The 20,300-nt window shown below is 74.4% G+C and carries 17 protein-coding genes; 5 read left to right on the top strand and 12 right to left on the bottom strand.

What is annotated here, in order from left to right; genetic code table 11:
• Nucleotides 1–2: 2 nt before the first annotated feature.
• The 3 genes from ACZ4VF_RS28980 to ACZ4VF_RS28970 all read right to left on the bottom strand — a co-directional run bounded on the left by ACZ4VF_RS28980 (nt 3) and on the right by ACZ4VF_RS28970 (nt 4,643).
• Complete coding sequence (locus tag ACZ4VF_RS28980) at nt 3–2,162, bottom strand: hypothetical protein (RefSeq protein WP_467929611.1); 2,160 nt, start codon at nt 2,160–2,162, stop codon at nt 3–5.
• A 241-nt stretch (nt 2,163–2,403) separates the two neighbouring features.
• Nucleotides 2,404–3,888: an AAA family ATPase gene (locus tag ACZ4VF_RS28975; protein WP_467929610.1), complete on the bottom strand. Its 1,485-nt coding sequence runs from the start codon at nt 3,886–3,888 to the stop codon at nt 2,404–2,406.
• A gap of 155 nt (nt 3,889–4,043) precedes the next feature.
• Nucleotides 4,044–4,643: a TetR/AcrR family transcriptional regulator gene (locus ACZ4VF_RS28970; protein WP_467929608.1), complete on the bottom strand. Its 600-nt coding sequence runs from the start codon at nt 4,641–4,643 to the stop codon at nt 4,044–4,046.
• Between the two features lie 119 nt (nt 4,644–4,762).
• On the opposite strand from ACZ4VF_RS28970, the gene ACZ4VF_RS28965 reads away from it, so the two are divergent.
• On the top strand, nt 4,763–4,909 hold the full coding sequence (locus tag ACZ4VF_RS28965; RefSeq protein WP_467929607.1) for a hypothetical protein: 147 nt from the start codon (nt 4,763–4,765) through the stop codon (nt 4,907–4,909).
• Nucleotides 4,910–5,004: 95 nt separating this feature from the next.
• Nucleotides 5,005–5,655, top strand: a complete 651-nt coding sequence (locus ACZ4VF_RS28960) for a peroxiredoxin-like family protein (RefSeq protein ID WP_467929606.1) — start codon at nt 5,005–5,007, stop codon at nt 5,653–5,655.
• A gap of 19 nt (nt 5,656–5,674) precedes the next feature.
• Here ACZ4VF_RS28960 and ACZ4VF_RS28955 read toward each other — a convergent pair whose 3' ends face one another.
• Together ACZ4VF_RS28955 and ACZ4VF_RS28950 are read right to left on the bottom strand one after the other, a co-directional pair.
• The gene (locus ACZ4VF_RS28955) at nt 5,675–7,027 is read right to left on the bottom strand and encodes a M64 family metallopeptidase (RefSeq protein WP_467929604.1); all 1,353 of its coding nucleotides are present in this window, start codon (nt 7,025–7,027) and stop codon (nt 5,675–5,677) included.
• A gap of 82 nt (nt 7,028–7,109) precedes the next feature.
• Nucleotides 7,110–8,111 (bottom strand): L,D-transpeptidase, encoded by a 1,002-nt coding sequence (locus ACZ4VF_RS28950; protein ID WP_467929603.1) that lies wholly within the window; start codon nt 8,109–8,111, stop codon nt 7,110–7,112.
• 186 nt (nt 8,112–8,297) lie between these two features.
• On the opposite strand from ACZ4VF_RS28950, the gene ACZ4VF_RS28945 reads away from it, so the two are divergent.
• Both ACZ4VF_RS28945 and ACZ4VF_RS28940 read left to right on the top strand, forming a co-directional pair.
• A complete protein-coding gene (locus ACZ4VF_RS28945; protein WP_467929602.1) occupies nt 8,298–8,816 on the top strand; it encodes a SigE family RNA polymerase sigma factor in 519 nt (172 codons plus the stop codon).
• Nucleotides 8,806–9,486 (top strand): L,D-transpeptidase family protein, encoded by a 681-nt coding sequence (locus ACZ4VF_RS28940; RefSeq protein ID WP_467929601.1) that lies wholly within the window; start codon nt 8,806–8,808, stop codon nt 9,484–9,486. The genes ACZ4VF_RS28945 and ACZ4VF_RS28940 overlap by 11 nt, the downstream gene beginning before the upstream one ends.
• 27 nt (nt 9,487–9,513) lie before the next feature.
• On the opposite strand, the gene ACZ4VF_RS28935 is transcribed toward ACZ4VF_RS28940, so the two are convergent.
• The 7 genes from ACZ4VF_RS28935 to ACZ4VF_RS28905 form a co-directional block, all read right to left on the bottom strand.
• On the bottom strand, nt 9,514–10,161 hold the full coding sequence (locus ACZ4VF_RS28935; RefSeq protein ID WP_467929599.1) for a hypothetical protein: 648 nt from the start codon (nt 10,159–10,161) through the stop codon (nt 9,514–9,516).
• Nucleotides 10,158–10,475, bottom strand: a complete 318-nt coding sequence (locus tag ACZ4VF_RS28930; RefSeq protein WP_467929598.1) for a hypothetical protein — start codon at nt 10,473–10,475, stop codon at nt 10,158–10,160. Before ACZ4VF_RS28930 ends, ACZ4VF_RS28935 begins: the two co-directional genes overlap by 4 nt.
• 1 nt (nt 10,476) lies before the next feature.
• On the bottom strand, nt 10,477–15,654 hold the full coding sequence (locus ACZ4VF_RS28925) for an HD domain-containing protein (RefSeq protein WP_467929597.1): 5,178 nt from the start codon (nt 15,652–15,654) through the stop codon (nt 10,477–10,479).
• A gap of 176 nt (nt 15,655–15,830) precedes the next feature.
• Nucleotides 15,831–16,778: an MIP/aquaporin family protein gene (locus ACZ4VF_RS28920; protein WP_467929595.1), complete on the bottom strand. Its 948-nt coding sequence runs from the start codon at nt 16,776–16,778 to the stop codon at nt 15,831–15,833.
• Between the two features lie 168 nt (nt 16,779–16,946).
• Complete coding sequence (locus ACZ4VF_RS28915) at nt 16,947–17,612, bottom strand: SDR family NAD(P)-dependent oxidoreductase (protein ID WP_467929594.1); 666 nt, start codon at nt 17,610–17,612, stop codon at nt 16,947–16,949.
• A 31-nt stretch (nt 17,613–17,643) separates the two neighbouring features.
• Nucleotides 17,644–18,360 (bottom strand): DUF4328 domain-containing protein, encoded by a 717-nt coding sequence (locus tag ACZ4VF_RS28910; protein ID WP_467929593.1) that lies wholly within the window; start codon nt 18,358–18,360, stop codon nt 17,644–17,646.
• A 117-nt stretch (nt 18,361–18,477) separates the two neighbouring features.
• Nucleotides 18,478–19,164, bottom strand: coding sequence for a DUF6445 family protein (locus tag ACZ4VF_RS28905; RefSeq protein ID WP_467929592.1), 687 nt, complete (start codon nt 19,162–19,164; stop codon nt 18,478–18,480).
• A 242-nt stretch (nt 19,165–19,406) separates the two neighbouring features.
• On the opposite strand from ACZ4VF_RS28905, the gene ACZ4VF_RS28900 reads away from it, so the two are divergent.
• Nucleotides 19,407–20,153 carry a DUF4142 domain-containing protein gene (locus ACZ4VF_RS28900; protein WP_467929668.1) on the top strand — a complete coding sequence of 249 codons (747 nt, stop codon included), beginning with the start codon at nt 19,407–19,409 and terminating at the stop codon, nt 20,151–20,153.
• Nucleotides 20,154–20,300 lie beyond the last annotated feature (147 nt).

Raw genomic sequence — 20,300 nt, 5'->3', positions numbered from 1 at the left:
CGCTACCTCCGTCGCCCGAGCTGTTCGGTGCAGGTACAGCGCAGCAACGGCTGCTCGTTCTCCGCCAGGGCGCTCCAGTCGGCGGCCGTCCGGCCGAGCTGTCCGGCGCCGTCGAACTCCATGATCGAGAGGAGGTCCAGCAGCTTCTCCAGGGTGCCGGCCGTCTCCTTCCCGGTCGGCCGGGTGCGCTCCTCGCACAGCCACACGGCGTGCAGCAGCTGGTCGACCGTGCGGCGCAGCGCCGGCCCGGCCACCTCCACCCGGCCCTCGGCGCGCTGCCGGCGCGCGTCGACGCCGCCCGGGTACGGCGCCTGGGCGATCTCCAGCAGCTCCGCGCACCACTCCGCGGGACGGCCGGGCAGCGTGGCGGCCAGGTGGCCGACCACGTCGTCCACGCCTCCGGAGACCAGGTGGTGGTTCATCCGGTGCGCCACGACCGAACGGAACGCGCCGCCCCGTGCGCCCTCCGGCCATCCGGTGTAGTGGTCGCGCAGCAGGTGGTGGTCGGCGTACCAGGCGGCGCCGTCCGGGCGCAGCCGGTACAGCCGGTGCACCAGGAGCTGGCGCAGCCCGAAGTCCCCGATGAAGTGCCGTTCGCAGGCGGGCCACCCGGTGTCGGTGAGCAGCTGGGCGACGTGGTGCGCCGTCAGGCGGTGGACGCGGCCGGACTGGTGGTGGCGCAGCAGGACGTCCGCGCACTCCTCGTCGTGCGCCACCGACAGGTGGGTGAGCAGGTCGAGCCACTGGTCCCGGTGCTCGGCCGGCAACCGCACCGGCAGCTGGTCCAGCACCAGTTCCTTCAGCAGGACGTCCGCCACGGGCCGTTCGGGGCCGCCGTCGCCCGGGGACCGCAGCGGGGCGTCGAGGATGTCCCGGTCGTTGGCGTCCGCCTCCATGCGGAACGCGGCGACGGCCTCGGCCAGCCGGATCACCGTGTGCGGCCGTCCCCCGCTCAGCCGGGCCACGGCGGCGTCGACACGGCGGCGATGGGCGCCGCCCTCCGGCTCCGCCGACCGCTGTCTGCGCTCGGTCTCCCGGCGGAGCTGGTCCCCGGTGAGGTACGGCATCCGCAGCAGGAGCACCCCGCCGGCCAGCGGGGCCCGGTCGCCGTCGGGGCCGGTGCGCCGGGTCCAGGTGGGCGGTACGCCGTCGGCGGGCCGGAACTCCGCCGGCGCCGGGAGCTCGCGGGGCGGCAGTCCCCCGTACAGGAAGGCGCCGCCGTCCGCCCGGCGGGCCGTGCCGACGACCACCACGCGGTCGCGCCGGCCGTTGCGGCGGTCGTCGAGCACGGCGCGCAGCAGCCGCTCGCCGAGCGGCGTGTCGGCGCGGTCCAGCAGCAGCGCCGGGCGGCCGACGCGGCGCAGCCAGCCGGAAGCCGACGCGTAGGCCGCCTCCAGGTCCTCGCGCAGGGCCCGGAAGAGGAAGCTCTCCGCCAGCTCCCGCCCCTCGCCGCCGGCCCGGAAGTCGGCGGCGAGGGCGCGCAGGCCGTGCTCGGGCTGGTCGGCCGCGTTGGGGTAGGCGCCGTAGATCCGGGCCAGCTCGGCCTTGCCGCGGGGGGCCAGGCCGGCGAAGAGGGCGTCGATCAGCGCGGTGCTCGCGGAGGCCGAGTAGGGGTCGAGGGTCTGTCCGGCCAGGGTCGTCAGCAGGTTGCGGACGGCCCCGCCGAGCACACCGCGCCAGAAGTCGCCCGCCGCGAGGCCGCGCAGCCGCTGGCGCTGGGGGAGGTCCGCGTACCGCTCGACCTCGGTGGCCACCGCCTCCGGGGTGCCCTCCGCGACGCCGGTGGCGATCACCGCGAGCCCCGCGAAGAGCCGGGGGAAGGCGAAGGAGCCGCCCGTGCCCTGCCAGGTGGAGAGCCGCCGGGCGGCCTCGACGAGCAGCTCGGTCGCGGCCGAGCGGGCGTCCGGCTCCGGCTCGGCCCGGTCCGCGTGGAGCGGCGAGCCGCAGTCCAGGTGGATCACCGGCACCTTGGCGGCGAAGCGGTCGCGTACCGTCCGCAGCAGCCGCGCCTTGCCCATGCCCGGGCCGCCGGTGAGCAGCACCACGGGAAGGTCCGGGCCGTACAGGGGCTCCCGGCCGCCGCCCGACGGTGACCGTCCGAGCAGGCGCGCGAAGAAGCCTTCTTCACCGAGGAGTTTCTCGAACCCCAGGTCTTCACACACGGATCCCTCGTGGATGCTCGCCCGCCCGTGAGCGGGTGATGTGGCGCAGAGAGATCAGTGGAACACGGAGCGTTCGCTTCCGCCAAGAGTGGTCACAGGAAAGGAAGTTGGCGGGAGCGGGAGGTGGGACGAGACCGCGGGGGCGGGGCCGCGCCGACGCCCCCGCGAGGCCGTGACTCCCCTACGTCGTGGGGTACGCCGCCGTACCGGCCTCGCGGAACCGGTGGCGGCGGCGAGCACGTCACGCCGCCAGCGCGCGCGCTCCGCCCGCCGTTCCGGCGTGGGGCACCTCCGCCCAGACGCTGCGGCCGGTCAGGCGCCGCAGGACGGGGAGTTCGCGGGGCGCGGGGACCGCGCGGGCGGGGTGGGCGATGGCGCAGTGGGCGAGGACCCGGCCGAGGGCCTGGCGGATCGATGTGCCCGGCAGATCCACGCAGATACGTTCCTCCGCGTAGGCGCGGACCAGCTCGTGCAGCCGGAACCGGCCGGGTTCGGGCTCCGTCAGCAGGTGCGCCGCGGTGAGGGCGTCGAGGTGGTCGCGGACGGTCCGCTCCCCCTCGCCCGCGAGCGCGGCGGCGCCCGCGAGGTCGGTGCGCGGCAGCGGGTGCAGGGCGAGGAGGCGCAGCAGCCGGCGCGCGCCCGCGGTGAGCCGTGCGTCGGAGGCGGCCAGCGCGCTGCGGGCGCCGTCCTCCAGGGCCAGGGTGATGACGGGCTCGCGGTCGTAGTCGTCCAGCGTCCAGCCGGGGTGGTCCCGCATGTGCCGGCCGATCACGGTCAGCGCGAGCGGCAGGTGGCCGAGGTCGGCGGCGATCCGGCGCAGCGCCCCGGTGTCCGTGTCGTCGCGTCCGGCCCCCGCCGTCCTCCGCAGCAGCTCCACCGACGCGGCCGGTGCCAGCGGCGGCACGGACAGGCGCGTGGCACCGGGCGGGCACAGGGCCCGGCGGCTGGTGACGAGGACACGGCAGCCGGGGTCGTCCGGCAGCAGCGCGCGGATCTGGTCCGCGTCCGCCGCGTCGTCCAGGACGACCAGGGCGCCGGTCCCGGCCAGCAGCCGCCGGTACAGCGCGCACCGGGTGTCGGCTCCGTGCGGGACGCGGTCCCCGGCGACCCCGAGCAGCCGCAGGAACGTCTCCAGTACCGCGGCCGGGTCGGCGGCCGGGCCGCTCGGGGCGTGTCCGCGGAGGTCGGCGAAGAGGACGGGGGTGCCGGCCGGCCGTCGGGCGTGCAGCCGGCGGGCCACGTGGAGGGCGAGCGAGGTCTTCCCCACCCCGGCCGGCCCGTCCAGCACCACGACGCCGGCCGGGCCGTCCGCCCGCAGCGCCGCCGCGGTTCCGGCCGCCGGCCGGGCGCGGCCGAGGAACACGGCCGGGGCGGGGGGCAACCGGTCGTAGGCGCTGACGCGGGCGGCCGCCTCGGCCTCGCCGAGCACCGTGCGCAGCGCCTGCCGCCACGGGGAGACGGCGGCCTCCTCACCGCGGACGAGCACCCGGACGACGGCCAGTAAGAGGTCCGAGTTGGGGCGCCGGCGGCCCAGCTGGAAGCAGTTGCCGACGGTCGAGCGGGCGGGCCACTCGTTGCGCGGCCGGCCGGCCCGCTGCCAGTCCCGGTGGACTCGGCGGGTGATCTCGGTGATCGACGGGTTGCCGGCCCACGCCTTCAACAGCCGCAGCTGCGCGATGAACTCGTCCATCGTGCGGGCTTCTCCCGGGTCCAGTACCTGCGGCACGAACATCCTCCCCCATGGGACACCTGGCCACGATCAACTTGGAACGATCAACTTGGAACAGTCGTTTCAAGTTAGAGGACGGAGGGTCTCGGCTGTCAAGCGGTTCCCGGGTTCCGGACACGCCGCCGGCAGGTTCCGGACGCCCCGTCAGGGCCTCACGCGGCCGCCGGCCGGCCGAGGGAGCCCAGCGCGGCGGCCACGGTGCCGTACAGGGCCCGCGCGTCGGCACCGGCGCGGGAGCGCAGGTTCACCCCGTAGGCGAGCAGGGCCAGCAGGTCGGCCGCGGCGGCCGGGTCGGCGCCCGGGGCCAGCTGCCCGCGCCCCTCGGCCGTGACGAGCGCCGCGTACAGCGCGTCCCGCAGCTCCTGGTGGTGCCGGTCGAGGACGGCCCGGACCTCCGGGTCGCCGTTCTCGGCGCCCGCGTGGGCGTTGGAGACCATGCACCCCCAGCGGGCGTACTCACCCGCGCAGCGCGCCTCGATCAGGCCGTCGAAGAACTCGGCGACGGCGGGCAGTCCGCGGTCGTCCTCCGCGAGCCGGCGGAACACCGGCCGGGAGCGCAGCTCCAGGTAGCGGCGCAGCGCGGCCAGGTACAGCTCCTGCTTGCCGCCGAACGTGGCGTACAGGCTGGAGCGGTTGAGGCCGGTCGCGGTCACGATGTCCTGGATCCCGGTGGTGGCCATGCCCTGCTTCCAGAACAGCCGCACCACCGTGTCCAGGGCCGCGTCCGGATCGAAGTGCTTGATGTCCGGCATGTCCCACCCACCATCTTGAAATCCTGATTCCAAGATACTCGCCGGGCCTCGCGCGGCAAAGGCGTCCAGGTTCGTCCACGATGCGCCACCGCGGACGGCCCCGGCGCGATCCTGCGGCCATGACCCGCATACCCCCGCTGTGGCGGGCCGCCTACGGCCGCCAGGCACCCCCGCCCCTGCGTCTGCTGGCCCGTACGGCGGTCCGCCTGCGCGAGTTCGTGCGCGCGCTCGCCCTGGCGGACCACCGCCCGTTCACGACCCTCTGACCGTCGACACGCCTGGCGCCGGGCCACACCCTGCCGCTATCTTGGAACGAACGTTTCAGGTAAGGGCGTCGGCCGCCGCCCGGGAGGAGTCCCCCATGACCAGCCTCAACGCCGAACTGCGCACCTTCTACGAGGCCCGCCAGCAGCAGATCCCCGCCGAGGTGCGGGAGATCATGCAGCGGGCGGGCCGGGAACTCGCCGACTCCGGGCAGGCCGACCACGCCCTCGCCGTCGGCGACCGCGCCCCCGGGTTCCGCCTGCCCTCCGCGTCCGGCCGCACGGTGGCCCTGGAGGAGCTGCTCGCCGAGGGCCCGGTCGTGCTGACCTTCTACCGGGGCGCCTGGTGCCCGTACTGCAACATCGCGCTGCGCGCCCTCCAGCGGCACCACGACGGCATCACCGCCCGGGGCGCCCGTCTCGTCGCCGTCTCCCCGCAGATCCCCGACGAGTCCCTCGGCCTCACCGAGAAGCACGGACTCGCCTTCGAGGTGCTCAGCGACATCGGCTCCGACACCGCCAAGCAGTACGGTCTCGCCTTCGACCTGCCCGACGACCTCGCCGCCGTCTACGACCGGCTCGGCTTCGACCTCCAGCGCGTCAACGGCGGCCACCCGCGCACCCTGCCGCTGCCGGCCACCTACGTCATCGACCGGGCGGGCACCGTCCGCTGGGCCTTCGTGGACACCGACTACACCGCCCGCGCCGAGCCCGCCGACGTCCTCGCGGCCCTCGACGAGCTGGACTGAGCGCCGCGGACAGGGGAGTTCACCGTACGGCCCAGGTGAGGGAGCCGGCCGCGCGGGCGCGCACCGCCGGGTCCCGCAGGGCGGCCGTACGGTCGGTCACGGCCGCGGTGACCCGGTGCCCGTGGCCGCGGACACCCAGCGCGCGCGGGGTCACCGAGCGCAGGCCGGCCGCCCACGGGACGGCCTTGCCGTCGACGGACCAGGTGAGGCGGAGGTCGGCGAGGCCGGTCAGCGGGGCGAGGCGCACGGTCAGCGGCCGGCCGGCACGCACCGGCTCGGCGGTCGGGACCGAGGAGGTCAGCGCGTCCGCGTCGGCGTAGAAGCCGTCGATCATCGCCTCGCGTCCGACGACGCTGAACTCGGTCGAGGCCAGGGTGCGCATGATCGACGTGTCGGTCGGACGGTGGATGCCGGTCTCGTAGTAACCGCCGCCCTCGTACGTCCCGACGACCGAGCCGGTCGGGTCCTGGACCCCGGCCCAGCGGGCCCACTTCGCCTCGGCCGGGTCGCGCGGCAGGGTGAGGTTGGCCGCGGCGGGCTCCTGGGACCAGGGGTAGGCGCCGTAGCCCGGGTACTGGTACTCGTCGGCCAACCCGCCTATGGAGTGGCCCAGTTCATGGGCGCCTATGAGGTACGACCGGTCGTTCCCGGAGGACATCGTCGCCACGCCGTGGAAGGGGGAGCCCGGCGGCAGGTCGGGGGCGGAGTAGCCGGCTCCGCCGTACTTGGCGGAGTGGGCGACGACGAAGACGACGTCGGCGTCCGGGGCCAGGGCGGCGTACCGCGCGACCGCGCCCGTATCCACGCACAGCAGCCGTTCGATGCCGTCACAGAAGAAGGACGAGCCGAGCGCGGTCCTGCGCACCACGTCCGCCGTGGGGTCGCCGGAGACCCCGGACTCGGCGGAGACGGCGTCGACCAGCCAGACGTTGAAGAGGCCGCGATAACTCCGGTACGGCTCGATCCGGAAGATCGCGTCGAGTTTCTCCTCGGCGTCCGCCGCGAACTCGGCCTGCTCGTCGGCGGTGTAGCCGTCACCCATCACCACCAGGTCCAGCCGCCCCGACACCGGACCGGTCCGCTGGAGCGGACGCACCGCCGGGTCGGACGGGGCGCGGCCCGGCAGGCGGCCGGCTCCGACGGCGGCCGGCGCGTCCGCCGGGACGGTCGCCTGGCGCGGCTCCGCCCCGGGGCCAGGGAAGTACTCGACGCGCTGGGTCGGCTCCGGCGGGACGGCCGCCTCGGCCCGCCCCGGAGCGGCCCCGCCGGCCCACGCCGCCACGACGGCGAGGGCCAGGGTGAGGTCGCGCGCGACGGTACGCGTCCAACGGCGGTGCGGTCTTGCGCGGTACGGCACGGTGACCTCGCTCAAGTGAGGGGTTAAACGCACTTAACAGCGCGCTTAACTTAGGAGCGGGCTCCTCAAGTGGCAAGGGCACCGGCCAAGTTGGCGGCTACGCCTTCGAGGCGCTGTGGGCCAGCCACTGGGACCAGGTGAGGTTCCAGTCGCCGTAGCCGTTGCCCGCCTCCACCGTCTCCAGGGAGCCGGTGACGCGGATGACGTCACCGGGGATGACCCGCCGGTAGAAGCGTTCGGCGGTGCCGTCGGTGGCCAGGCCGACACAGCCGTGGGTGACGTTGGACCGGCCGGCGTAGGTGTCGGCGTTGGGGTTCTGGTGGACGTAGGTGCCGGAGGTGGTGACGTGCACCGCCCAGGCGTAGTAGCCGTGGTAGGCGTCGCCGAGGCCGACGGTCCGCGAGTCCATCAAGACCTTCGGCTGCTTGTCCATCACCACCATCGTCCCGTTCCAGGTGTCCAGACCGGGCCGTCCCGCGGTGACCGGGATACGGGTGACGGGCCTGCCGTCCTCGGTGACGGTCATGAGGTGGCGTCGCACGTCGACGGTCGCGGTCAGCGAGCGGCCGACGGTGAAGTGCCGTACGGCGTGGGAGCCGACGCGCAGGGTGACGCGGGTGCCGGGCTTCCAGTAGGCGGGCGGACGGTAGTCGACGCGCTGCCCGTCGAGGAGGTTGCGGTCCTTCACCCAGCTCCAGGCGCCGGAGACGGCGGGCTTCGCGCCGACGGCGAGCCAGTGTTCGACCGCCGCGCGCCGGGCGGGCGGGACCGGGTGCGGGAAGGTCACGGATATCGGCATGCCGACGCCGACGGTGGCGCCCTCGCCGACGTTGACCCTGGCCCCCGCGAGGGCGGCCGGCTCGGGGACGGCGGGCGCGGTCCGGCCGGACGCGGCGGGCGTGTGCGGGGTGGCCGGGCGGGTCGGCTCGGTCGCGGCCGACGAGGTGGTGGCCGCGCAGCCCGTCGCGGTGAGGACGAGCGCGCAGGCCGCGGTGAGGACGCCGAGGACCGTACGCCGGCGGCTTCGGTGGGTGGAGCGGGACGCGGAGTTGGGCGCGGAGTGGTGCGCGGAGTGGTGCGCGGAGTGGTGCGCGGACAAGGAAGTTCCCCCCTGATGTGTGCGGACGTCGTCTGTACGCACGGCGAGGGGCCCGGGTTGCATCCGGTCCGGGGGATTTTCCGGCCGCGGTCGCAGGGGTGCCGGCGCGGGACCGCCGCCGCGGGACCGCCGCTCGGGACCGCCCCGTAGGATCGCTTCTCCGCGAGGGGGACACCGGGGGGACCGATGACGGAGGAGGAGTTCGACGCCTTCTACGCGACCGCCTTCCCCCGCCTGGTCGGGCAGTTGTACGCCTTCACCGGCGACCACGCCGAAGCGCAGGACGTGGTGCAGGAGGCCTTCGTACGGGCCTGGGACCGGCGTGCCTCCTTCGACGCGGCCGAGGCGCCGGAGGCGTGGATCCGCACGGTCGCCACCCGGCTCGCGGTCAGCCGCTTCCGCCGGGCCCGCCGGTGGCTGGAACTCGTCCGCGGCGACACGCCACCGCAGCAGACCCCCGGACCCGGCCCCGAGCACGTCGCGCTGGTCGCCGCCCTGCGCGAACTGCCCCCGGCGCAACGGCTGGCCGTCGTCCTCCACCACGTGTGCGACCTGAGCGTGGACCAGATCGCCGCGGAGACCGGCTCCCCCGTGGGGACGGTCAAGGCCCGGCTGGCCCGGGGCCGGGCCGCGCTCGCCCGCCATCTGTCGCCCGAGGAGGCTGAGACCATGACCGGGACGAAGGAGGCCACGCATGCCTCGTGACCCGTCGGGACCGGCCGCGCCCGAGGACGTCGCCGGCCGGCTCACGGACGCCCTGCGCGAGGTCGCCGCACAGGGCCGGCGTCCCGCGCCCGGCTCCGGTGCCGCCGTACGCCGGCGGGCCGTGCTGCGCCGCCGCACCCGCCGGTCCGGACTGGTGTCGGCGGGGCTCGTCGTCGCGGGCACCGCCGTCCTCGCCGCCACGGCCCTGCTGGACCCCGCCGACCGGCCGGCGCCCCCGCCCGCCGCGACCGCCTCCACCACCGCCCCGGCGCCGCCCCCGTCCCCCGACGACGACTCGCCCGTCCGCGACATCCGCATCGACCTGACCACCCTCGAACTCCGGGCGGGCGGACGGACGTTCCCGGTCTCCGCACCCGGCATGAACCAGCCGTTCCGCGGCGACGCCGTCGCCCGGGTCACCGAGCGCCTGCGGCACGCGCGGTTCAGCGCCTCGCCCTCCGGCGAGACGGCGCGGCACGACTGGGTGCTGGCCTTCCTCGGGCCCGGGGGGCAGCCGCACTACCTCTACGGCGCGGAGAGCACGGTCGACGTCCCCGGGCGCCGCGCGTCCACGCTGAGCCTGATCGGCCTGCGCACCGCCGACGCCCGCTGGCTGTACGCGCACACGGCCGTCGGCGCCAAGGTCGTGATCACCGGCGCGGGGACCTGAGGCGCGAGGACGGCGCGTGGTGCCGGGTCAGCACGTGTCGGCGGGGGCCACGCTCACCGCGTCGCGCTGCCAGGTGAGGTGCCGGACCGTCTCCTTGCCCTTGCCCTCGCCGCCGGACGGGGGCTTGACCTTGACCGTGACGCCGCTGCCGTCGGCCGCGAGGAGTTCCCCGCACAGCGTCTCCGTCCTGGTCTGCACCCGGACCGTCTGGGCCGGGTCGTCCGGCGCCGGGGCCACCCAGGTGACCAGGATGCCGGCCGCGGTGGCCACCACCCCGAGCACGGTCGCCCAGCGGGTGTCGCGGATCCGGTCCGCGATCCGCTTCCGCTCCTCCTCCTCCCAGGCCAGCAGCTTCGCCGCGTGCGGGTACTCCAGCACGTCACCGGGCCGGCCGTTGGCGGCCGACGCGGCGGCGAACGCGGCGACGAGCAGCAGGACCAGCCCGAGCCCCACCAGGACGACGACCGCCGGCCGGTAGCCGCCGGGGAGTTCGGCGACGTTCTCCCGGCCCTTGAGGACCAGCACCGCGGCGAGCAGCCCGGAGGCGACGGTGAGGAAGTTGCGCCAGCCCTCCGCCTGTGACCGCCCGATCTCCAGCTGGGCCTCGACCATCGCGTCCAGCCGCTGCTGGGCGGCCTCCAGTTCCTCGGGCAGATAGCGCCCGGACGACGTCACGAACCGGCGCCCGTCTGCCGTACCGCCGTCCACTTGGCACCGCAGCCGCCCCTCTCCCGGGTGTCCCCGGGGTGGGGCCGGCGGCACCGGCACTGCATGAACACCTCGCGCGGCACCTCCTCGTCGTCCGGGGAGGCACCCCCGCCCTTGGTCACCGCGCCGGGCGTGATGCTCCTCGGGACCGGGTGACGGGTCTCGCCGGAGCAGGCCGGGCAGAGACCGGTGATGACCAGCCGGCCGTCGGAGAAGTCCCAGAGGAACCCGGTCTGGTCCGGAAGGTAAGCGGATTCGTAGTCCTTGGCGAGGTGCGGCACCTCAGATCCTCTCGTGCGGCGGGAGTCGGAAGCCGAACAGGGGCGCGTAGTCGGCGAGGCGGACCCGGACGCCGTCCTCCGTCAGGTCCGTCTCCTCGGCGGCCAGCCGGAGCTGGTCCGCCGTGACGTCCCCGGACAGGGCCGGTTCCCGGCCGGTGAGCCGGGCGGTGAGCAGGACGACGTCCCGCCAGTCCGGCACGCGGTCGCAGGCGGGTTCGGCGAACGGCACGTCCAGCCCGATCCGGACGAACGGCTCCAGCCGGCGGTACGTCGCCCGCAGCCCCTCCCCGAGCCGCCCGGCCGCCACCACCAGGCCGAGCGGCGTCAGTGTCCAGGAGTCCTCCAGGCAGGGCTGGAAGAGCGCGTACTCGGCGGCCTCGTCGCGCTCCAGGGGTTCCTCCGGCCGTACGAAGTCCGGCGGTACGGGGACCGTCGGGGCACCCAGGGCGCGGTAGGCGTTCAGGTCGGCGGCGGCGGTGGCGAGGTCGGTGCCGGTGTCGTTCGCGTAAAGACCCAAGTGGCTCAGCGAGATGAAGGCCCTCCACATGCCCACGGAGGGACACAGGGCCTGCCGCACCGCATGGCTCGGTTCCAGGTCGGCGACGTCGGCGGGGATCTCGGACACGTCGATGTCGTAGGCGGCCGTCTGCGCCCGGAGCCTCTCGGCGGCGTCACCGAGGCTGCGGTGCAGCTCCGCCGCCATGTACAGCACGGAGGAGGATTCCAGTCGGCCGTACACCTCGATGTTCGCCGACATGTTGAAGACCGTGTGCCGGGATCCGTTCAACGTCAGGCCGCGACTCCACAGGCCACGGGCCGAGCGGGGGACGGACGGCAGGATCCGGGCCGCCTCGACCGTCCGGGACTCGACCACGCCGGCGTCCGCCAGTGCCGTCACCGCGGCGATGTGCTGGTCTTCCGCGGCGTCGTCCCCCAGCTCCTCGATCACCGCCAGGACGGTCCAGGCGGACAACGGCCGTTCCCCGGGCCCGCTCTCGTCTCCGGCCCGGCCTTCGCCGGGCTGTTGCTCCGGGAGCCGTTCGCACCAGGCGGGCGGCAGGAACGAGGCGAGCGGGCCGGGGTCCGCGACCTCGGCGCCCATCGTGGCCGCCCAGCCCGCCAGCCAGGCCGCCGTGGCGCCGACGGTCTGCCGGCGCCGGGCGGCCAACCGGACCAGGTGCCGCAGACCGATCGGCTCCGGGGTGAGGAAGGGCGCTTCCCCGTCCAGATCGCGGCTGAGCGCGATGAGTTGCTGCTCGTCCGGGAGGACGGTGAGGTCCGGCCCGGCGAGCCGGTAGCCGAGGGGCTCGAAGCGGCGTACGACCGCCTCGATCTCGGCCGGCGGGATCCCCGTCTGCACGGCCCGGTAGGCGACGTCCACCGGCCGCACCAGCCTGTCGAACGACCAGGCGGAATGGGTCACGAAGGATTCGCGGGGCCGCACGTCGTTCAGCAGGACACGGCGTTCCCGCGCGTCCACGCGATGGGCGGCGAGCCCCTTCAGGTCGGGCGCCGCGGGGATCGACGGGTCGAGGGTGGACAGTTGTCCGAGCAGTTCCGCCAGGGCGCCCAGGCGCACCTTCTCCTGGGCCGACACACGTACCATCGCCTCGCACACCGCCTGCAGCACGGCGTCGCGGTCGTCCGCGGTGCTCGGGCCTGTGGCGTTCCATATGTCCTGGTACAGCGCTGTCGCCAAGCGCTCGGGCACGAAGCCGGTCAGGGCACGGATGTCCGCCACCTCCGGGACCGGCACCCCGGTGAGGGCGTACCGGCGCAGCTGACGGACCGCCTCCCGCAGCGGGCGTCCGGTGTCCGCGGCGGCGCGCAGTGGTTCCCGGATGGTTCCGTCCGGCATGTGGCGGAACAGCACCGCGTCCAGCGGCTCCGGCCGGGGGAAGCCGTCGTGCGTGGCGACCGCGTCCTTCTGTCGGTTGACACCGAGGACGGCGAGGCGCCAGACCCCGAAGAAGATGGGTTCGATGCCCCTCCGCCGCGCCTCGTCCCTGAAGATCTGATCGTCGGCGGGCATGCATCCCGCGGTGCGCAGGGTGACGCCCCGCGGTTCGTGGGTCCGGCCCCCGGGCCGCAGTTCGTCCGGCACCATCACCTGCACGTCGTGCTCCATCAGATGGCCGAGGACCTCGTCGACCAGCCGTGGCCAGGCGTCGGCGAGGTTCCACAGCCACTCCAGCGGGAAGGGCCGCCACGCCGAACCGACCAGCGCCGGGACGGCCGCCTTGAGGTCCTCCTCGACGCGCTGCTCGTCGTAGCCGAGGAAGCGGTTGCGGTCGACGCTCAGCTCGGGCCGGTGCCTGCCCCGCAGGTTCACCACGTACCCCTGCGGGCGCTCGGCCTCCGAGACCAGCAGCCCGTCCGCCAGCAGCATGCCCTTGCCCTGCACCCACCAGACGCCCTCGCCGGCCGGGATGCGGGCACCCGGCAGGGAGGAGTCGCCGTACAGCTCGCCCGGCTCCCACACCGCCGGGTCGCCGGCGTTCTCCCGGGCGACCACCTTCACGGGGCTGCACCACAGGAACTCGCGCAACGCCTCGATCAGTGACGGGGGCTGCTCGTCCGTCTCGGAGTCGTCGTGCAGGTACAGCCGGACCCGGGTGCCGCCGTGCGGCAGTGCCCGCTGCTCCCGCTTGAGGTGCATCAGCCCGGAGCCGGCGGTGACCGTGGCCCGGTGGCCGTCGAAGGGGAGGTGGCCGGACAGGTCGACCGCCCGGGTGGTCACCTCGACCTCCTCGGCCAGCATGAAGTAGCTGAAGACGCCGATGCCGAAACGGCTGTTGAGTTCGGTGGTGATGCCGCGGCGGCGCCACCGGCGCATCTCGCGCATGCGGGCCGAGGACTGCTCGGAGCGGCGGCCGGCCTGGGCGAAGAGGTCCCTCAGCTCCTCCGCCGTCATCCCGACGCCGTCGTCCTCGCACTCGATGTAGGTGCGGCCCGCCTCGGTCGCCTGGGTGAACCTGATGGTGCAGTCGGCGAGCTGCTCCCGTTCGGTCTGCCCGGGGGTCTGCCGTACGTTGTCCGCGTACCGGCGGCGGGCCTGGCGCACCCGGCAGGCGTCGAGGGCGTTCTGGTACAGCTCGCGCACCGCCAGCATCCGGTCCCCGTACAGCTGGGTGCCCATGATGAGCGGTTTCACCTCGTCCTCGGCCAGCCGGAACCGGGGCGGCGGCTTGCCGAAGCCGTGGTTGCGGGGCAGGAGGCCCTCGGTCTTGACCATCTGGGGCAGGCCGAAGAGCAGGTCGCCGGAGCGCAGGGTGCCGAGGCCGCGCCGGGTCGCCTCCGACTCCGCCGCGATACGGGCGGCGAGCCGCTCCAGTGCCGTGAACAGGGCGGCGCTGGTGCACTTGAACACCAGCCGCCAGGAGGTGTCCGGGGCGCGGCCGGGCAGGCACGCCGGTTCGGTGCCGTCGGCGGCCTCGGGGGCGGGGACCTGCGCGGGGAGGAAACCGCTGTTCACGGCGATCTCGGTGATGATGCCCTTCGGCCGGACCTGGGTGGGCTCGCGCGGCCCCAGGTGGTCGATGAGCACACCGTCGAGCATGCGCGGGTCGAGGGCGAGCAGCCCGGCGAGGTGCAGCAGGGTGGCCAGTTCGCGCGGGCGCCAGCTCCACCGCTCGGGTTCCCCGCACAGGTAGGCGCACAGCCCGCCTTCGATGTCCCAGGGGGTGCCGTCGGGCGCGACGGAGTCGGCGGGGGTGCCGGTGCCCAGCTGGGAGACGACCTTGACCACGGCGTGGCGCAGCTCGGCCCGCTCGTCCGGGCCCAGGGTGAGGCCGGCGGCGCTCTCCGCGGTCTGCACCAGCAGGTCGACCGCGGCACGCAGGCTGTCCAGCTCGGCGTCCGTGCGCCCCTGCTCCCACAGCAGGTCCCAGTCGGCGAGGAAGCGGTGCCGCAGCCAGTACTCGGCGCCGGCGGCGTCCTCCTTCTCCCCGCGGCGCAGCAGTGTCCGGCGGGTCGCCTCGATCTGCCGGTGGGCGCGCCGTACGTCCCCCAGGTCCCGCTCCAGGTGGGCGGTGAAGCCGTCCTCGTCCGCGGGAGTGCCGTCGGAGCCGTGGTCGTCGAGGGTGCGCAGCGCGGCGAGGCCGCAGGAGAGGGCGGCCTCGCGCAGGAACGGCGCGCCCAGCAGCACCACGGTCTCGACGAGGCTCAGCCGTGCGCCGGAGGCGTCCACGAGCTGGTCGAGCCGCTCGATCAGCCGCTCCGGGACCTGCTCGTCGTCCCACGGGTCGGACTCGGGGTCGCGCCGTCTGCGGATGGCGACGGCCTTCTTCACGACCTCTGCGAGGCGGTTCCGGGCCGTGGTGCGCTGGGCGGGGGTGCCGTCGGTCCGTTCCCACAGGGTCGACCGCACGACCGCGTCCGTCCAGGGGCCGCCGGACGGATCGGCGTTGCACAGCGGCACGTCGGCGTGGGGGCCGCCCGTGGTGTCACCGCCCAGCCAGCGGTGAACGGCCCTGGGGGGCCTGCCGTACCGGTAGTTCGCCGCGAGCTCCTCGGCGCGCTGCTCCACGCGCTCGATCACCTGGCGGAACGTGCGGGCCGAGGACGTCGGCAGCAGGGTCTCGCCCAACGCCCTGGCCAGGACGCTGTCGTCACCGTGGCCCAGGGCCTCCTCGCCGGGGGCGCAGGCGCTGAGCACGACGACGTTGGCCCAGGGGCGGCTGGCCCTGATCGCCTCGAAGGTGGCCGGCGGGGTGTCCCCGCTGCTGCGGCAGGCGTCGAGGCAGAGCATCACCGTGGCGTCGGAGCGCAGGGGGGCGAGCAGCTCGTCGGGCACGATCTCGATGAGGTCCTTCGGGCGCAGGGTGCGCTGTTCGCCGGCCCCCCACCGGGCGCGGACGTCACTGGGCAGGAGGTAGTCGGTGTCGCCGAACCGGACGCCGTGGCCGGAGAAGTAGACGAGGCCCACGTCGCCGTCCTCGCACCCGCTCAGGAACCGGTCCAGTTCGTTGTAGACGGCGGCCAGGCGGGTCTCTTCCTCGTCGTCCAGCACGGTCACGTGCTCCGGCTGGTACCCGCTCTTCAGCAGGGCCGTGCGCAGGGCCGCGACGTCGTTCCGGGCGAAGGGCAGGTTCGGGAAGTCCTCCCGCAGCTTCGGCACGTCCAGCTGGGGATACGCGGACACCCCGATCAGCAGAGCCCGCCGACGACCGCCACTCATCGTGCTCGTACCCCCCTCGCCCGGGGCCACGGTGACGCCCCGTCATGGCATGGAGGGCGATTATCGCAGAAGACCGCCAGGGGGAGGGGGCTCGGCGGACCCCTCCGGGAGGGCAACCGGCCCGGCCCCGCCGGAGGTTCGCCACGAAGGTCCTGGCGGGGCCGGGTCCCCGCTCCTCACTCCTCGTCGGTGGTGCGCACCGGGGTGGAGCGGCCGGGTTCGGGCAGCTCGGCCATCTCGGCCCGCACCAGCAGGACGTCCCCGATGAAGAGGTCGTAGACCAGGATCCCGATGGCACCGCCGATCAGCGGCCCGACGATCGGGATCCACCAGTAGCCGCTGTACGAGCCGGCCACGCTCCCGGGGAAGGCCAGGCCGTCCCAGCCCGCCGCGTAGGTGAACAGGCGCGGGCCGAAGTCGCGGGCCGGGTTGATGGCGTAGCCCGCGTTGGCGCCGTAGGACATGCCGATGGCGGCGACGGCGAAGCCCACGACCAGCGGCCCGAGGTTGGCCTTCACGGCCTGGTTGCGCAGGTCGATGACGGCGGCGATCAGCATCAGCAGGAACGCGGTGCCGACGATCTGGTCGATCAGGGGGCCCCAGATGCCGCCGTGGAAGTACGGGGCGGGGAAGGTCGCGAAGATCGAGAAGGTGGCGTTGGTGTGCCCGTTCACCTTCGGCCCGGCCGCGGCCTGGTCGTAGGCGCTGATCGCGTTGTGGTAGACGAGGTAGACCAGGGCGGCGCCGGTGAGGGCGCCGACGACCTGCGCGAACCAGTACGGCAGGACCTTGGCCCAGGGGAAGCCGCGGCGGACGGCCATCGCCAGGGTCACCGCCGGGTTGAGGTGGGCGCCGCTGACGCCGCCGGCGACGTAGACGCCGAACACGACGGCCAGGGCCCAGCCCCAGGTGATGAGGAGCCAGTCACCGGCCGCGAGGAAGATCGTGGTGACGGTCTGGGCGCGGCCCGAACCGGGCAGGGCGGCGACCGCCATCGCGACGACACCGCAGCCGAAGGAGATGAGGACGAACGTTCCGAGGAACTCCGCCAGGCACTCGCCCAGCAGTCCGCCCCGGCTTCTGAGGCGGGAGGGTTTGACGAGCGCAGGGATGTCCACAGCCATGGGGGCCCCCTTAGAAGAGACCGTTGCGGCCAATGTCACCATATTGGCTCACAAAGCCACTCCTCGCAGGGTGACGGTCCTGTCCCCGCTCGGCCCTGTACGGGCAGCCCCGCCGGACCGGCCGGCAGGGCGCCGCGCAGCACCAGGGCCCGGAAGGGGCGTGGCGGGTCAGCCGGCGAGGTCGTCGGCGTAGTGACGGAAGCCGTGGCGGTCCCGGTGGAGGTTCCACAGGGTCTCGGCGAGGACGTCCGGGTCCTTGCGGGCGTGGCCGGCCGTGATGGCGCCCGGGATCACCAGCTGGGCGACGTGGATGCCCTCGCCGGCCAGCCGGTCGTGCAGCAGATGGCCGTAGGCGCTCTCCGCGGCGAACGCGATCGAGGTGCCGGCCCGCTCGGGATGGGGAACGGCGGCGCTCCCGCCGTTGACGAAGAGGATCGTGCCGCGCCCGAGCCGGCGCATCCCCGGCAGCACCTGCTGCACGGCGGCCACCGGCCCGTACACGGAGAACTCGATCGGCCCCACCAGATCCCGGTGCCCGGTGTCCAGCACGGGCCGCATGAAGTCCCGGTGCGGCACGGGGCTGTACTGGAGCACCTCCACGGTCCCGAGAGCCTCGGCCAGCTCCCGCAGCGCCGCCGTCAGCGCTTCGGGCCGGCGCACGTCGGCGGTGAAGCCGCGCGCGGAGATCCCCTCGGCCGCCAGCCCGTCCGTGATCGCCTCCAGCCGGCCCCGGTCCCGCGCGACCAGCCCGACCGCGAACCCCTCCCGTCCGAACCGGCGGGCGACGGCGGCCCCGAGTCCCGGCCCGGCTCCCACGACGGCGACACTGCTCATGCCCGTCATCCGTACCGCGCGGGCCGCCGCCTCACACCGGCTGCGGCACCCTGTGCGGGGCGGCGGCCTCCCGCATCCGTGCCACCTGGACGGCGGTGACCGCCCGCACGGCGAACGCGCCGGCGACGGCGGCACCGACGACCGCCGCGTCGCTGGCCAGCAGCGGCCACACCTCGGTGTAGGCGCGGGCGATGATCTCGTCGGTGGAGTCCTTGTAGACGATGCCCACCCCGCTGAGCGTCCCGAGCAGCCAGAGCCCCCACCACACGTTCACGGAGGCGGGCAGCTTCCGCCCCGGGGCGGAACCGCGGAACGCGTCGGCGACGATGCCGCGCGGGAACCAGAAGCTGACGACCGGGACGATCCAGCCCGCGTACACCCAGATGCCCGCGTACCTGGGCGCCCGACCGGACAGCACACGCGCGTTGTCCCGCAGCCGCACCAGCCAGGAGAGGAAGAGCAGGGCGCAGACCAGCACGGCGACACCGCCGGCGGACGTGACGAGGTGGTACGAGTCCTCCAGCGCGGTCAACTGCCGGTGCACCCCGTCGCCCTGGTCCGGCGGCCCGGATCCGGGTTCGCCGGCGACGGCCAGCCGCGTCTCCCACACGCCGCGCACCACCCAGGCGGCGCCCGCGAGCAGCAGCCCGGCGACGGCCAGCCGCCCCGTCACCCGGACGTCCCGGTACGGCGTCGCCTCACCGGCGGCCCGCTCCTCCCGCGCGTCCGGCGCGTCTCCCTGCCCCATCGCCCCTCCCCTTGCCCGTGTCCGGACTCCTCCCGGCCTCCTCCGGAGAGGACGACGGCGACCGGCCCCCCGTTCCGCCCGGGAGGAACGTTCAGGGGTCGGGCAGCCCGTCAGGGGTCAGGCCATCCAGAAGAACACCGCCGTCATCCGCTTCTCCGCCAGCGTCCGGCCGGCGTAACCGGTGGCGCTGTGCACCAGGTTGGCGTGGTACAGCAGCAGCCGGTTGTACCGGTGCGGGACGCGCACGTCCTCCTCGAAGGCGTCCGCGCCGACGTAGCGGGTGCCGAGGGCCTCGACCAGGTTGGTGTGCGGGGCCTGCACGACGTTGCCGCCGAGCCGGCCGCCGGGCAGGGACTGGCGATAGAAGCTGGTGCCGCAGTCCTTCGGCACGTCCGGGTTGAGGTAGAGCACGGCCGCGTACCGGCACAGGGCCCGGGAGTCGGTGTGCGGGCGGGGTGTGCTCTCACCCTCGCCGACCACCTGGACGCAGTTGTGGTTGAGGGTGCCGCCGCCGGGCGCCTGCTGCACCCACAGCTCCTTCGCCCCGGTCGCCTTCTTCACCAGGCGCTCGATCCGGGCGAGCTCCGCCGGCTCCAGACCGGGCATGGCGCGCAGGCCGGGCCAGGTCTCCGAGGTGTACGGGTGGCCCTCGACCCAGTCGTCCTTGGCCAGACACCGCTGCCGTACGGCGTCGACGTCCGGCAGGACGTCGTCCAGGACCCAGTAGTCGCGGCCCTTGGTGGGCTTGCGGTAGGGCAGGACGGGCAGCACGGCAGGGGGGCGCGGCGGCGGCTGTGGGGGCATGCGGCGAATCTAGGCGGGCGACCGGTCTGCCTTCTCCCGCGCTCAGGTCAACCTTCTGCCCGGCAGCGGCCAACCTTTGGCCAAGGGCATCGGGGGATTCTTTACCCGAGCCCGCCGATCTTTACCCGGGACCGCTGAGAAGAATCGCCGCCGCGTCCGTACGGCTGTGTGTCCGAACCATGGGCGGGATCCCAGCAGGAGGAACGGTGCGCTTTTCGCGGAACGCGACGGGAACTCTCTTCGTGGGCGGTGCCATGGCCCTGACCCTCGCGGCACTCGCCTACCCGGGCATGCTCGGCCTCGACACCGTCTCCAGTTCCCAGACCCGCATCATCGCCAACACCCAGTGGGGGCCGCTCACCGAAGGGGACCGGGACTTCGTGGTCAAGGTGCGGGCGGCCGGCCTGTGGGAGTACCCGCTCGGTCAGATCGGGCTGCAGAAGGGCAGCTCGACGGGGGTCAAGACGGCCAGCGCGCACCTGGTGGACGGGCACGCGGCGCTGGACGCCTCCTGCCGCAAGATCGCCCCGATGCTGAACATCACGCTGCCCAACGTGGCGAGCCCGCAGCAGGAGGGCTTCGTCAGCCAGTTGAAGGGCGAGAGCGGCAAGCAGTTCGACACCGACTTCGCCAACATCCTGCGGATGACGCACGGCTCGATCTTCAACACCATCGCGAAGATCCGTTCCACCACGAAGAACTCGCTGGTCCGCGCCCTCGCCGACCAGGCCAACGACACGGTTCTGGACCACATCACGGTGATGGAGAGGACCGGTCTGGTCGACTTCGACCAGACCATCTTCAACCAGACCACCCCGCCGAAGCTGCCCTCCTCCGACCTGACCCCGCCGGCCCCGCCGGCGGGCCAGCCGGAGGTGGTGCTCACCCCGCCGCCGACCGCCACGTCCACCCCGCTGGACCTGAGCGGCCTGTCCGGCGGCGGCACGGGCGGCGGCACCGCCCCCGGCCCCAGCCCCTCGGCCGGCTAGGGCCTCCCTTTCGGATCAGGCCGGCTCCCGGCGACGGTGCCTGTCGGCCGACCCGAGCGGGGTCTGGTGCGTGCAGCCGCAAGGCGGAGGAGGGCGTCGACGCGAGGGGGGTCCCCCCGCGCGAGCGACGTCGAGCGTGGGGGAGCC

This window comes from Streptomyces sp. NPDC029151 (assembly GCF_055564315.1).
Note: the sequence above shows the minus strand (reverse complement) of the source record. Positions and strands in the feature narration are given on the sequence as shown.